Source organism: Streptomyces sp. NPDC003077 (assembly GCF_040611095.1).
Classification (GTDB): domain Bacteria; phylum Actinomycetota; class Actinomycetes; order Streptomycetales; family Streptomycetaceae; genus Streptomyces.
Window position 1 is genome coordinate 1 of sequence record NZ_JBEXNM010000048.1, and the last position, 13,433, is coordinate 13,433.

General features: G+C 73.9%; 10 protein-coding genes and 1 pseudogene. 5 read left to right on the forward strand and 6 right to left on the reverse strand.

The genetic code is table 11. The features are described 5' to 3' along the window. The first annotated feature begins 239 nt into the window (after nucleotides 1-239). Nucleotides 240-1,658, forward strand: coding sequence for an aldehyde dehydrogenase family protein (locus ABZX96_RS26675; RefSeq protein ID WP_355549255.1), 1,419 nt, complete (start codon nucleotides 240-242; stop codon nucleotides 1,656-1,658). A gap of 405 nt (nucleotides 1,659-2,063) precedes the next feature. Further along, nucleotides 2,064-3,146 carry a zinc-binding dehydrogenase gene (locus ABZX96_RS26680; protein ID WP_355549257.1) on the forward strand — a complete coding sequence of 361 codons (1,083 nt, stop codon included), beginning with the start codon at nucleotides 2,064-2,066 and terminating at the stop codon, nucleotides 3,144-3,146. A 155-nt stretch (nucleotides 3,147-3,301) separates the two neighbouring features. Here the strand turns inward: ABZX96_RS26680 and ABZX96_RS26685 are convergent, their stop codons facing one another. Together ABZX96_RS26685 and ABZX96_RS26690 are read right to left on the reverse strand one after the other, a co-directional pair. Then, nucleotides 3,302-4,261: an urea transporter gene (locus ABZX96_RS26685; RefSeq protein ID WP_355549259.1), complete on the reverse strand. Its 960-nt coding sequence runs from the start codon at nucleotides 4,259-4,261 to the stop codon at nucleotides 3,302-3,304. 783 nt (nucleotides 4,262-5,044) lie between these two features. Next, a complete protein-coding gene (locus ABZX96_RS26690) occupies nucleotides 5,045-5,689 on the reverse strand; it encodes a TetR/AcrR family transcriptional regulator C-terminal domain-containing protein (protein WP_355549260.1) in 645 nt (214 codons plus the stop codon). 318 nt (nucleotides 5,690-6,007) lie between these two features. Between ABZX96_RS26690 and ABZX96_RS26695 the strand changes: the two genes are divergently transcribed. Further along, the gene (locus ABZX96_RS26695) at nucleotides 6,008-6,652 is read left to right on the forward strand and encodes a TetR/AcrR family transcriptional regulator (protein WP_355549262.1); all 645 of its coding nucleotides are present in this window, start codon (nucleotides 6,008-6,010) and stop codon (nucleotides 6,650-6,652) included. Between the two features lie 110 nt (nucleotides 6,653-6,762). Beyond that, the gene (locus ABZX96_RS26700) at nucleotides 6,763-7,149 is read left to right on the forward strand and encodes a hypothetical protein (protein WP_355549264.1); all 387 of its coding nucleotides are present in this window, start codon (nucleotides 6,763-6,765) and stop codon (nucleotides 7,147-7,149) included. Between the two features lie 207 nt (nucleotides 7,150-7,356). Here the strand turns inward: ABZX96_RS26700 and ABZX96_RS26705 are convergent, their stop codons facing one another. Beyond that, complete coding sequence (locus ABZX96_RS26705) at nucleotides 7,357-7,818, reverse strand: MaoC family dehydratase (protein ID WP_355549266.1); 462 nt, start codon at nucleotides 7,816-7,818, stop codon at nucleotides 7,357-7,359. Between the two features lie 175 nt (nucleotides 7,819-7,993). Between ABZX96_RS26705 and soxR the strand changes: the two are divergent. After that, nucleotides 7,994-8,446: pseudogene (gene soxR, locus ABZX96_RS26710) on the forward strand (redox-sensitive transcriptional activator SoxR); the annotation flags it as partial. Nucleotides 8,447-8,912: 466 nt separating this feature from the next. Here soxR and ABZX96_RS26715 read toward each other — a convergent pair. From ABZX96_RS26715 to ABZX96_RS26725, 3 genes are all read right to left on the reverse strand, one after another. Then, nucleotides 8,913-10,355 carry an amidase gene (locus ABZX96_RS26715; protein WP_355549268.1) on the reverse strand — a complete coding sequence of 481 codons (1,443 nt, stop codon included), beginning with the start codon at nucleotides 10,353-10,355 and terminating at the stop codon, nucleotides 8,913-8,915. Between the two features lie 279 nt (nucleotides 10,356-10,634). Then, on the reverse strand, nucleotides 10,635-11,249 hold the full coding sequence (locus tag ABZX96_RS26720) for a hypothetical protein (protein ID WP_355549270.1): 615 nt from the start codon (nucleotides 11,247-11,249) through the stop codon (nucleotides 10,635-10,637). 558 nt (nucleotides 11,250-11,807) lie between these two features. After that, nucleotides 11,808-13,112 carry a serine-threonine protein kinase gene (locus ABZX96_RS26725; RefSeq protein WP_355549272.1) on the reverse strand — a complete coding sequence of 435 codons (1,305 nt, stop codon included), beginning with the start codon at nucleotides 13,110-13,112 and terminating at the stop codon, nucleotides 11,808-11,810. Nucleotides 13,113-13,433: the final 321 nt, after the last annotated feature.

A 13,433-nucleotide genomic window follows, 5' to 3' on the forward strand; every position in this document is an offset into this window, starting at 1 on the left:
GCGATGTAGGTCACCGGCCGCCGCGCCCCAGTCCGCTGCGGGGGCACCCCGGGACGTCCCCTTCCGTCGGTTTGGCGGCTGATCGCCGGTGGGGGCGGGCGCCTGCGGCCCTTCTCGTTGGAGCCCCTGGCATCCCCTGGCTCCCTGGCGTCTGAAAACTACCGACGCTAGTTTGGGGGCGCGTCGCGATCGGCACCGGAGGTCGCGCGCTACCGCAACCGCCTGGGGAGGACGAGGACGTGAAGCCGCACGACGCGATGTTCATCGACGGAGGCTGGCGGCCCGCCGCCGGTGCCGAAGCCATCGAGGTCCGCAACCCCGCGGACGGGCAGGTCATCGCCACCGTTCCGGCGGGGACCGCCCAGGACGTGGACGACGCGGTGCGCGCCGCCCGCGCCGCCCTGCCCGGCTGGTCCGCCACTCCGCCCGCCGAACGCGCCGCCCGCCTGGCCGCGCTGCGCGACCGGATGGCCGCCCGGATCGGTGAGATCGCCGAGACCGTCACCGCCGAACTGGGTGCGCCGCTGACGTTCAGTACGCGGGTGCACGCGGGGAGCCCGGTCGCGGTCGCCGGTTCGTACGCCGAGCTGGCCGCCTCGTACGCCTTCGAGGAGAAGCTCGGCACGTCGACCGTGCTGCTCGAACCGGTCGGCGTGGTCGGCGCCATCACGCCGTGGAACTATCCGCTGCACCAGATCGTCGCCAAGGTCGCCCCGGCGCTGGCGGCCGGGTGCACGGTGGTGCTCAAACCGGCCGAGAACACCCCGCTGGTGGCCCAGCTGTTCGCGGAGTGCGTGGCGGCGGCGGGGATCCCGGCGGGCGTGTTCAACCTGGTGACGGGGCTGGGCCCGGTCGCCGGGCAGGCGCTGGCCGAGCACGACGGGGTAGACCTGGTCTCCTTCACCGGATCTACCGCCGTCGGGAAGAAGATCGGCGCCATAGCGGGTGCCGCGATCAAGCGGGTCGCCCTGGAGCTGGGCGGCAAGTCCGCCAACGTCATCCTCCCCGGCGCCGATCTCGCGCGGGCGGTCAAGACCAACGTCGCCAACGTGATGGCCAACTCCGGCCAGACGTGCAGCGCCTGGACGCGGATGCTGGTCCACGCCGACCGGTACGACGAGGCCGTCGCCCGCGCCGCCGAGGCGATCGCCGCGTACGTGCCGGGCGACCCGACGGACGAGACCACCCGCCTCGGTCCCCTCGTCAGCGCCGCCCAGCGCGACCGCGTCCGCGGCTACATCGAGCGCGGCGTGGCGGAGGGCGCCCGGCTGGTCGCTGGTGGTCCCGAGGCACCGGAGGGCCGTGAGCAGGGCTACTACGTCCGCCCGACGCTCTTCGCGGACGTCACTCCGGACATGACCATCGCCCAGGAGGAGATCTTCGGCCCGGTGCTGTCGGTCCTGCGGTACGAGGACGAGGACGACGCCGTGCGCATCGCCAACGGCACGGTGTACGGCCTGGCGGGCGGCGTGTGGGCGGCCGACGAGGAGACGGCCGTGGCGTTCGCGCGCCGGCTGGAGACGGGGCAGGTGGATATCAACGGGGGGAAGTTCAACCTCCTCGCGCCGTTCGGTGGCTACAAGCAGTCCGGGGTGGGCCGCGAACTGGGCCCGCACGGGCTGGCGGAGTATCTGCAGACGAAGTCGTTGCAGTTCTGATGCGTCGTCCGGGGGCGGGGGACGGGAGCGGGGGCGGTGCTGATCCGGTTGGTTTCGAGGCGTGGGGGCTCGTTCGACGGGTTCGGGAGCTGCTGTCTTTACCGGTTTCGGACGGGCCCCGCGTCACTCTCGACGGTCGTCGCCCCGCCTGCCTCGTACGGACCGGTTCCCATTGGTTCCTTACGGGCCCCTCATCGGCGCCGGACGCGCTCCTCATTGGCCTTTGACGGACCCGTGCCACTCTGACCGTCGCCTCGCCTCGCCTCGTACGGACCAGTCCCCGCCCATTCCTGGAGGGCTCCTCGTTGGGCCCCTGCCGGGCCCCGCGCGCCCCCGGCCGCCCCCCGCCTCCTAACCCCCACCCCACCCCACCCCACCCACCCCGCCACAGAACGGAACCCCGCCATGACCCGTGCCGCCGTCCTGCCCGCCGTGGGCGCCCCGCTGGAGATCGCCGAGATCGTGCTGTCGGATCCTGGGCCCGGGCAGGTGCGGGTGCGACTCGCGGCGGCGGGCGTGTGTCACTCGGACCTCTCGCTGTCCAACGGGACGTTGCGGCAGCCCGTCCCCGCCGTCCTCGGGCACGAGGGTGCGGGCACCGTCACCGCCGTCGGCGCGGGGGTGGACTCCGTCGCCCCTGGCGACCGGGTGGTGCTGAACTGGGCGCCGTCGTGCGGCGCCTGCCACTTCTGCGGCCTGGACGAACCCTGGCTGTGCGCGCACGCGGGAGCCGCCGCGAGCACTCCGTACGCCCGCCTCGCCGCCGACGGCAGCGAGCTCTACCCGGGTCTGGGGACGGCGGTCTTCGCCGAGGAGACCGTGGTCCCGGCGCACGCGGCGCTGCCGCTGCCGGAGGGCGTCCCGCTCGTGGACGCGGCGCTGCTGGGCTGTGCGGTGCTGACCGGCTGGGGCGCGGTGCACCACTCCGCCCGTGTGCGGGCCGGCGAGTCGGTCGTGGTCTTCGGCGTCGGAGGGGTGGGGCTGGCCACGCTCCAGGCAGCGCGGATCGCGGGGGCCGGGCCGATCGTCGCCGTGGACATCTCGCCGGAGAAGGAGGAACTGGCCCGCGCGGCCGGGGCCACGGAGTTCCTGGTCGCCGGGGAGGACACGGCCAAGCGCGTGCGGAAGCTCACCGGCGGACACGGCGCGGACGTCGCCGTCGAGTGCGTGGGCCGGGCCGACACCATCCGCACGGCCTGGTCCGCGACCCGCCGCGGCGGCCGGACCACCGTCGTCGGCATCGGCGGCCAGGACCAGCAGGTGACGTTCTCCGCCCTGGAGCTCTTCTACTTCGGCCGGACGCTCTCGGGCTGCGTGTACGGCAACAGCGACCCCGCCAAGGACCTCCCCGTCATCGCCGGGCATGTCCGGGCGGGGGCGCTCGACCTGGGCGGCATGGTCACCGAACGCATCGGGCTGGAGGGCATCCCGGCCGCCTTCGATGCCATGGTGGCGGGGAAGGGCGGCCGGGCGTTGGTTGTCTTCTGAGGGCCATCGCTCGGTGTGCGCTCCGGTTCCGGGGCCTGACGTCCGGGGCGCGCTCCGGACGTCAGGCCTGGTGTCCGGCGCGCGCTCCGGTTCTGGGGTCTGTCATCCGGCGCGCGCTCCGGTCGTGAGGCCCGGCATCCGGCGCGCGCCCCGGCTCATGGCGCTGCCGCGCCGTCCGGGTGCGTGTCGCTCGGCGCCGGGGCGGGCAGCGGTGTGCGGAGCCGGGGGAACGCCGGGGCCGCGGCCAGGAACAGCAGCGTCACCAGGACGAACGGCCAGGTGAAGGCGTGCCCGCCCGACGGCGCGAAGAAGGAACCCAGTGCCGGGGTGGCGGCGGTGGCCGCGGCGGAGCCCAGGACCGCGTACGCCAGGCTCCACCGGTCGGCGATCAGGAAGACGCCGCACAGCGCCATCGCGACCAGCACGCTGTTGTAGCCCGGCACCCCGGAGGCGATCTGGTCGGCGGGGACGCCCAGGGCCCAGGCCGTGAGGGTCCCGGTGACGCTGCCGACGCAGGCCAGCGCGCCCGCCCGCCGGTCGGCGGCGAAGATGCCGACGAGGAAGACCAAGCCCACGTACCACTGCGGCATGAAGAAGATCTGGCCGACGTTGGCGAAGAAGGCGTGCCACAGGTCGGTGAGGTCCGGCGCGGCGCCGCCGCCCACCGGCCGGGGGAGCGCGGCGACCTCCGCGCCGTGCGGCCAGACCCGCGGGAGGCCGGGGGCGGCCAGGGCGATCCCGGTGGCCGTCAGGCAGAACGGAAGGGTGAGGGTCGGCAGCGCCCAAGTGCCCAGGACGCGGGCGACCGCCCCGGTGACGACGGTGACCAGGACGCACGCCACCAGCGCCACCACCACCGTGGCCGGCCGGTCCGGCCCGAGGAGGACGGCGCTGCCGAGCGCCACCAGGCAGGCGTTGAACCCCTCCAGTCCGGCGGCGATCCGCCCCCGCTCCACGCCCAGCAGGTGGGCGGTGGCCGTGCCGACGGCCGTACCGGCGAGCCCGTACAGCGCGTACTCCCAGCCGGCCAGGAACAGCGCCACGGAGAAGAGGACGCCGGTGAGAGCGCTCGGCATGAAGTCGACCTGTGCCTGACCCTTCAGGACGGTCGTCATGGCGGTCTTCGCGAGGGCGGGGACGGAACGCGTTCGGGAAGCGCGCGCGGGAGTCCGGAGCGGCGCCGCCTCCGGCGCCCCCGGCGCGCCCGACGCGGTGCCGGTTCGGGAATCGGTGCCTTCCGGCTCTCCGCTGCCTTCCGGTCTCGCGCGCTCGGGCTCTCCGTCGCCTTCCGGCTTCGCGCGCTCGGACTCTCCGTCCCCCTCCGGCTTAGCGCGCGTCGGCTTTCCGTCCTCCTGCGCCTGTGAGCCGTTCGGAGCCGAGCGCACCGGCTCGGCCGCGGTCGGTTCTGCCACGCCGTCCTCCCCTTTCCTGTGACGCCCTGCGGTAGCCGGCGCCCGTGCCGTGACGCCCTGTCACGTCGTCTGTTGGTCCCCGTCCGCCGCGACCGGAGGGGCGATCGGCCGGGCGTCCTGCGCGGGCTCCCGTGCGCGGGCGCGGTCGGGGCGCGTTCGCGGCTGTGCGCGCGCCGTCCTCGTCCGCGCGCCGTCCTCGTCCGCGTCCGAACGGTCGTCGCCATGCCCCGGACGGTCGTCGCCATCCCCGTCCGGACGTGCCGCTGTCGTCCGCGTCCCATCGGGCCCATCAGGTCGGCGATGTCCGCGCCCGCGCCCGCGCACGAGCCGTCGAAGCCACCGCCAGCCTGAGAGGCTGTCAAAAGTCAAAAGTCTGTGTGTTCCACCATCGCGGGCACATCAACCCGCGCGCACGGCTGAACCGCGCGCACGGACGAACCGCCCGCACCGAGGGACGACCGAACGGATGCACGATACATCCGTTGCTCAGTCGCCCGGCGGCACGAGGTCCGGATGGTGCAGCGCCAGCCCGTCCACCAGCGCCCGCAGGCCCGCTTCGAAGGCGCCGTCGTCCACCCGCTGCTGGTGTTCCGGGAGCAGGTGGGCCTGGCCGAGGTGGGGGTAGGCGGCGGGGTCGTACGCGTTCGGGTCGGCCACGAAGCCGCGGGCGAAGGAGCCCAGCGCGGAACCCGCCACGAAGTAGCGGACCATGGCGCACACCTTGGTCGCCTGCGCGGGAGGCCAGCCCGCCGCCACCATGCCGCCGAACGCCGCGTCCGCCATCCTCAGCCCGGCCGGGCGGCGGCCCGGTCCCTGGGCGAGGACGGGGACGATGTGCGGGTGCGCGGCCAGCGCCGCGCGGTAGGAGCGGGCCCAGTCGAGCAGGCCGGTGCGCCAGTCGGCGCCGGGGCCGAAGGCCGACACGTCGACCTCGGCGATGACCGCGTCGGCGACCGCGTCGAGGATCTCGTCCTTCGTCGTGAAGTGGTTGTAGAGGGACGGCCCGCTGACGCCCAGCTCGGCGGCGAGGCGGCGGGTGGAGAGCGCCGGGAGCCCTTCGGCGTCGATGAGCGCGAGCGCCGCGGTGACGATGCGCTCTCGGCTCAGCAGGGGCTTACGGGGTCGGGCCATGCCGCACATGGTAGGACCGCGGCCCCGGAACCAGCGCCGCTGATTCGGCGGTGCTCGTCGACGAGGGCCCTGGTGAGCCCGGCGCGGAACGGGCGGCCGTGTGGCAATTCGCCGCAGCCATAGGGCCCAGGGCGCGGGTCTTCCGGTGCGCCTCTTCCGGGACGCGTGCACGGCTCACGGCAGAGCGCTTCGGGCCGGCACGCGCCCGGACGAGCCCCGGCAGCGCCCAACCTGTTCCTAAGCGCCCGCTCAGTCGCGCGGTATCGTGGTCGATCCGCCCCGGACCGGCCGCGGCGGGCCGGTGATCGGGGTGAGGCGATGGGCGCGGAGGCGGAGCGGGCGGTGCCGGAGGCCGAGGAGTGGGCCGACATCGCGCCGGACGCGGCCCGGCGGCTGGTCGGCGCCGCCGTCCAGGCGTTCGCCGAGCGCGGCTACCACGCCACCACCACGCGGGACATCGCCGGCCGGGCCGGCATGAGCCCCGCCGCGCTCTACATCCACTACAAGACCAAGGAAGAACTGCTCTACCGCATCAGCGGCATCGGCCACGAGAAGGCCCTGCGGATCATGGAGGACGCGGCGGCGGCCGGCGGCACCGCCACCGAGCGGCTGAGCGGCGCGGTGCGGACCTTCGTGCGCTGGCACGCCGAGCACCACACCACCGCCCGGGTCATCCAGTACGAGCTCCAGGCGCTCGGCGAGGAGCACTACGCCGAGATCACCGCCCTGCGGCGGCGCACCGACCGGCTGCTCCGGCAGATCGTTCAGGATGGTGTGGACGCCGGGGAATTCCATGTGGCCGACGTTCCGGGAACGACCCTCGCTGTGCTGTCGCTGTGCGTGGACGTGGCCCGGTGGTTCTCGGCCGACGGTGCGCGTACGCCGGATGAAGTGGGCGCCCTTTACGCCGATCTCGTACTGCGTATGGTCGGCGCGGAATGGGCCGGTACGAGTGGCCGTTAAGGGCCCTTGACGATTTACCGGGGCGGGTGGACGTTGGCGCTGTCGTCCATTGGGACGGCTCTCGGAGTACCGCCTGAGAGGGTCCCGAGTACCGTCTGAGAGGAACCGTCATGAGCGCTTCCACTTCCGGACACGGCGAAGTCCAGTACGAAGAGGCGAAACTCGAAGAATCGCAGCTCCACGTCATCGGCGAGCGGCAGCCCGAGGGTGTCACCGCTCAGGACCTGCAGGGATTCGGCTACACGTACCGCCACAACTGGGGCCTGCGCAACGGCTGGTGGGTCCTCAACCTCACCTCGAACAGCTTCACCGCCAACACCCGTGCTTTCGTGGCCATCAGCGAGGGGCCGACCGGCAGCGGCGGGAAGTTCATCGGGAACGCGCGCTATTCCGTCTACAACGTCGCGCCGGACAACGGCGTGGTGTCGATTCGCGTCTTCGTCGACTGGCCGCAGCCCATCGGCCTGGTCGTCGATTACTTCTTCGTGAATCCGTGAGCGCGGCGCCGGGGCGGTGGAATCCGCCCCGGCGCACCCGGAATTCACCCGTCCGACGCGTTCCGGGCCCCCCGGGTTTCAGCCGCCCGACGTGTTCCGAGCCCCCCGGGTATCAGTCGTCGACGCCTTCCGCGCTTACCGGGTTTCGGGCGTCCGGCGTGTTCCGCGCTTCCCGGGATTACCGGTTACGCGGGTCATCGCGGCCGGTCACCGGTAATAGCGGGTGAGCGTCCGCGCGACGCACACCGGCTTCTCGCCGCCCGCCCGCTCGACGGTCACCTCCGCCGCCAGTTGGACGCCGTCGGCCACCTCGGTGACCTCGGCTATCCGGACCGTGGCGCGCAGCCGCGAGCCGACCGGGACGGGAGCGGGGAAGCGGACCCGGTCCAGTCCGTAGTTGACACCCATCGCGACGTTCTCGACCCGCACCAGCCGGGGCACCAGCGCGGGCAGCAGGGACAGCGTGAGGTAGCCGTGCGCGATGGTCGTGCCGAACGGCCCGGTGGCGGCCTTCTCCGGGTCGACGTGGATCCACTGGTGGTCGCCGGTGGCGTCGGCGAACCGGTCGATCCGTCGCTGGTCGATCTCGAACCAGTCGCCGGGGCCGAGTTCCTCGCCCACCGCGTCCCGCAGGTCGTCGGGCGAAGCGAACACCCGGGGCTCTGCCATGTCCGTTGCCTCCCTTGATGACGGCGGTTCCCTGGGCGGAGGCACGCGGCCACCGCCCGCGCCGCGTCCCGGCGAGCGTCCTCCCGCAGGGGCAGACTAAGCGCTTGCTCAGGATGCGGAGCGCACCACCGCCTGTCAACGCGTGTCCGACACCCGTCCGGTTAGGCTGACTGGCGTGCCTCAGCTTCCGTACAAGGTCCACGAACTCACGGTCGGCCAGCTCTCCGCCCGCAGCGGCGCCGCGGTCTCCGCGCTGCACTTCTACGAGTCCAAGGGGCTGATCAGCAGCACCCGGACGGCGGGCAACCAGCGCCGCTACACCCGGGACGCGCTGCGCCGGGTCGCCTTCGTGCGGGCCGCCCAGCGGGTCGGCATCCCGCTCGCCGTCATCCGCGAGGCGCTGGCCGAACTCCCCGAGGAACGCACCCCCACCCGCGACGACTGGGCCCGGCTCTCCGAGGTCTGGCGCGCGGAGCTGGAGGAGCGCATCGACCAGCTCCTCGAACTGCGCGACAAGCTGACCGAGTGCATCGGCTGCGGCTGCCTGTCGCTGAGCACCTGCGCGCTCACCAACCCGTACGACCGGCTCGGCCTCCAGGGACCGGGCGCCCGCAAACTGCGCGTGGACTGCGGCGCGCAGGAGGCCGGGGATGCCGGGGACGCCGGACGGCCCGCGGACGGTGACGACACGGGCGCGGGGAAGGCCGGGGCGGACGCGGCCAGGGTGGTGAACGCCCAGGGTGTGGGGCGGCCCCGCCGTACGACCGCCCGCGCGCGGGACGCCGGTGGGCGCCGAGCGCCGGAGAAGACGCCGGAGGCGGCGGAGCCCTGCTGCGGGGACACCGACGGCTGCGTCCCGGTGGGCGCCGACCCCGGGTGTGACGAGTAAGGCGCCGGCTCCGGGGGCGACGAGTAAGGCCGCGTACCCGTCGTGCCGTATGGGCGCCTTGAGTGACGTGCCGGTGTGGCCGCCCGCCTCGTCACACGGGGCCGGTGGGGCGACGCACCCGTAGGCCGTCCGCCTCACTCCGCGGCAGGTGGAGCGGTGTGCCCGTCCGCCCCACCGCGCGCCATGCCCCGCGGCGCCGCCTGCCTCACCACACGGCCGGCTTGCGCCCCGCCCAGGGCCGCGCCTCCTCCAACTGGGCGGAGAGCGAGATCAGGGTGCCCTCCTCGCCGTACCGCCCGGCCAGCATCACGCCGATCGGCAACCCGGCGTCGTTCCAGTGCAGCGGGACGTTGACGGCGGGCTGGCCGGTCGCGTTGTAGAGCGGGGTGAACGGCGTGAACGCCCCGACCGCGGCGAATTCGGCGCGCGGATCGGCGTCATCGCGCAACGCGCCCACCGCCGGCGGGGGCGTGGCCACGGTCGGCGAGAGGATCACGTCGTACCCGGTGCCGTGCGGCATCAGCCCGTCCGCGATCAGTTGCGCCAGCGCCCGGAACTCGTACAGCGAGCGCGCGACGTCCGTGCCCGGCACTTGGGCGCCCCGGGTCCGCAGGTAGCGGGTCAGCGGCATGAGCTGTGCCTCGGCCTCCGGCGGCAGCGGGCGGAGGGCGGCCATCACCGACCAGACACGGGTGAAGGCGTAGCGGACGCCGTCGGTGGCGGGCAGCGCCGGCTCCTCCACCTTGTGGCCCAGCTCGGTCAGCAGCGCGGCGGTCTCCTGGACGGCGGCGCGGCAGTCGGGGTGTACCTCGATGCCGGGCACCGGCGCGTTCGTGACGCAGGCGACGCGCAGCCGGCCGGGGGCGCGCCGGGCGTAGGAGACGAACGTTTCGCCGGGCGGCAGCGCGGGCGCGGCGTACGCGTCCCCGGGCATCGGACCGGCCATCGCGTCCAGGAGCGCGGCGGCGTCCGCGACCGTGCGGGCGAGCGGCCCCGAGGTGACCAGGCCCGTGATGTCGTGCAGGAGTGGACCACCGCTGACCCGGCCGCGGCTCGGCTTGATGCCGAACAGGCCGCACACCGAGGCGGGGATGCGGATCGACCCGCCGCCGTCGCTGGCGTGGGCGATCGGCGCCAGCCCGCCCGCGACCGCGGCGGCGGCCCCACCGCTGGACCCGCCGGCCGAAAGCTCCAGGTCCCAGGGGGTGCGGGCGGGCGGCGCGAGGGCGTTCTCGGTGTAACAGGGCAGGCCGAACTCGGGGGTGTTGGTCTTGCCGAGCAGGATCGTGCCGGCCTCGCGCAGCTTGGTGACGACGTGGTCGTCCACCAGCGCGATGGACTCGGCCAGCATCCGCGACCCCATGGTGCAGCGCACGCCCGCGACGTTGTGGAGGTCCTTGACCGGTACGGGAACGCCGTGCAGGGCGGGCAGCGCGCGGCCCGTGCGGCGGGCGGCGGCGGCCTCGTCCTCCGCCGCCTCGGCCTGCTTGCGCGCGATCTCGGGGGTGACGGTGAGGAACGCGCCGAGCGTGCCGTCCAGCCGATCGATCCGCGTCAGGTAGTGCTCGGTCAGTTCCACGGGGGAGATCTCCCCGGACCGGATGCCCTCGGCCTGTTCCAGCGCGGAAAGGTCGTGCAACTGGGCCATGGATGTCCGCCTCTCGGTTCGCCGTTCCCTGCTGCTCTTGAGAGTTCGGGAACAGTTGTTTCAGGCGGTGGGCGGGCGCGTAAAGGGCGGACGCCGACGGGACCGGCGCCGGGGGACGAAGAACCGACCGGCCACAGGGGGGCGGGGGTGCGACCGGTCACCGGAGGCGGGCATCCGGCCGGCCGCCGGAAGCGGCGGCGGGTACGCGGAAGGGCGAGGGGCGGCCGGGCCGGCCCGTCGTGGGCGGCCCCGGGTGGCCGCTCCCTCGCCCCCGGTCGCTCACGCCGCCGCGTAGACGCGTCCGGTACGGACTCCCCGCGCGGCTCGCAGGGCCTCGGACGTGAGGATGGAGACGGGGGCCACGATCCCGCAGTCCTGGCACACCGGTCCGGCCATCGGGTAGCGCTCCAGCTCCTCGCGCCAGACGAACCGCGTCCCGCCGCAGACCGGGCAGTCGGAGCGGCACCCGCCCGCCTCCATGGCCTCGATCATGCTGCGCAGCACCATCGGCAGGGGCGCGGACGGATGCCGGTCCGGCGCCTCGCAGGGCACGATGTCGCAGCCGCCCCACGTCCGGCGGTGCCAGTCGTCGAGCGCGCTGGGCTGCCGGATGCCGTCGTGCTTCTCACGCCGGCGGCGGGCGGCGAACTCCTCCTCGTAGGCGAGCCACACGGCCCGCGCTTCCTCCAACTCGTCGAGGGCGGCCATCAGCCGCTCCGGATCCGGGTCGCGGTCTTGGGTCGCGATACCCGCTCGGGTGCACAGGTGGTGCCACGTGGCCCGGTGCCCGTAGGGCGCGAAGCGTTCGAGGCATTTGCGCAGGGCCGTCCGCCGCTGGGTGGCGACGAGACGGGGATTGCGGACCTGTTGTGCGAGAGCTCTGAAACCGGCCAATTCATCCCACCTCCGTGGGGAGGAACACGACTGGACATGGAATGGACGTAGCGGACCGCCGCCCGGATCCATCGAACTGTCTTGCGGACCGGCGGGAGTGCTCCTCGCCCCCGCGGCCCACCAGGCCGGCGACGTGCCCACCGCGCCACCTCACCCCGTCCGGATCCTTGCGGCGGTCCATCCGCCCCGAGTTACCCGCCTACCCGAAGTCAGGCACTCCAGTGGTGCGCGTCGCGGTACGCGTGTGCGCCGGTCCAGCGCGAACCGGACGCGTACGCTCCGGCGCGGAGGAGGGCCCCGGCGCGTGCGTACGCCCGCCGGATCGCGTGCGGGGGTGCGCCCTGCCGTGCGCGCCCTCCGGGGGCACGCCTCGCGCACGTCCGTGCGGAGCCCGCGCGAGGCCGGGCGCCGGATGACGACGGCCCTGCGGGGCCGGGCGCCGGGCGACGTCGGAGCCATGGGGCCGTCGGCACCGGCCCCGCTCCCACTCGGACGGACAAGGGCCGCCGACGGCCGATCAGGACCACCGCGTCCTGAAACGGGCGGAGCCGACCCACCTCACGCCATGGCCACCCGCCCCGCCGACAGGACGACGCGGGCCAGTTCCTCGTGGCAGATGTCGCTGTGCGCCCCGGCGGGGGGTACGCCGCGCCGGACGACCGAGGAGGCGTCCACGCTCACGCACCCGGAGCCCGGCACGGCGGCACCCAGCTCGATCCGCTGCGTGCCGTCCACCGCCTGGATGCCGCTGAAGCCGACGGCGCCCCAGCGGTCGAACAGCCCCAGGAAGCTCGACGAGTCCCCCGCCAGCTTCGACGCCAGCGGGTACATCGTGCTCAGCGCCATGTCGTGCTCGGAGTGGCAGGCCACCAGCGGGCCGTCGATCCGGCGCTGGACGCCGCTCAGCGCGCCCCCGCGGTCCTGGTCGTGCGGCAGCTTCGACGCGAACGCGTAGTGCGAGAACGCCCCTTGCAGCAGGGTCACGGACTTCACCGTCGTCACGCCCTCGGGCAGCCCGCGCAGCGCGTACGACACCAGGCGCCCGCCGAAACTGTGCCCCACCAGGTGCACCCGCAGCGCGGGCGCGTCGGCCGCCAGCCGACCCAGCACCGGACCCAGGCCCAACTGCCCCACGACCCCCGCCCGGCGCTTCATGCCGTAGTAACTGGCCTGCCGCAGCACTTCCTTGGCGCCGTTCCAGAGCCGCTTGAGCCCGTCACCGAACAGTTCCTGCCTGCCCTCCAGCCGCTCCAGCGCGCTGGTGAAGACCTCGTACACCTTCTCCGGGTCGTCGGTGAGCATCGCGGGGGTGCGGTCGCCGGTGTCCTCGGCCAGCCGCTGGGCCGCGCTGTTCTGCCGGACGGAGACCAGGTCGCGTACCAGGCGGGCGTACTCGTCGAAGGGGGAGTGGGCCGCCGGCCGATCGCGCAGCAGTTGCCCGAGCCGTTCGAGCGTCAGCTCCCGCCCCGGGAAGACGCGGGCGAGCGCCTGCTTCATGGCGTCGTCCAGGAACGCCTCGTCGTCCACGGCCCGGGCGGACGACGGGAAGTCCGGGATCGGCTCGTCCGTGAACCGCAGTGCGGGCCAGATGACGCCCACATAGCCCAGGCGCACGTCCGCCCCCAGGAGGCCGGGGAACGGCGCGAAGAACCGCTTGTAGAGCCGGGTGGCCATGGACCGGTCGTTGTTCCAGCCGTGTGCGAAGACCACGAGGTCGGTGAGCCGCTGCTGCGGCACCTGTCGCACCATCTCGTCCCGCTGCCGCGCGTCGGCGTCGCCGTCCGCGTCGAAGGTCAGCTCCCAGTACGGCTGTACGCCGACGTCCGCGGCGTCCTTGCCGGTCGGGCTCGTGCTGTCCGCCATGACATCCCCTCGGGCCGCTGCGTCCTGCGGGCGCTCCCGCAGCCGCATCGTCCTGCGGGGGACCCGGACCGGCCATACGACGCGCGAGCCATTTCGGGAGGGGGACGGAGCCCGTCCCATCACTCCGGAAACTGGACGGACCCCGCCCCGTCACCTCGGAAACCCCTTGCGCCGCGGCACACCGCTGGGAGGGCGACCCGACCGGCGCGGCAGGCGCGCGCCCCGCACCGCGCTGCGTATCGTCACCCGACGGAAAGCTGTCGCAGCCCGCCCCCACCGCCGCGCGCCCGGTGGCGTACGGCCCGGTGACGACGCGAAAGG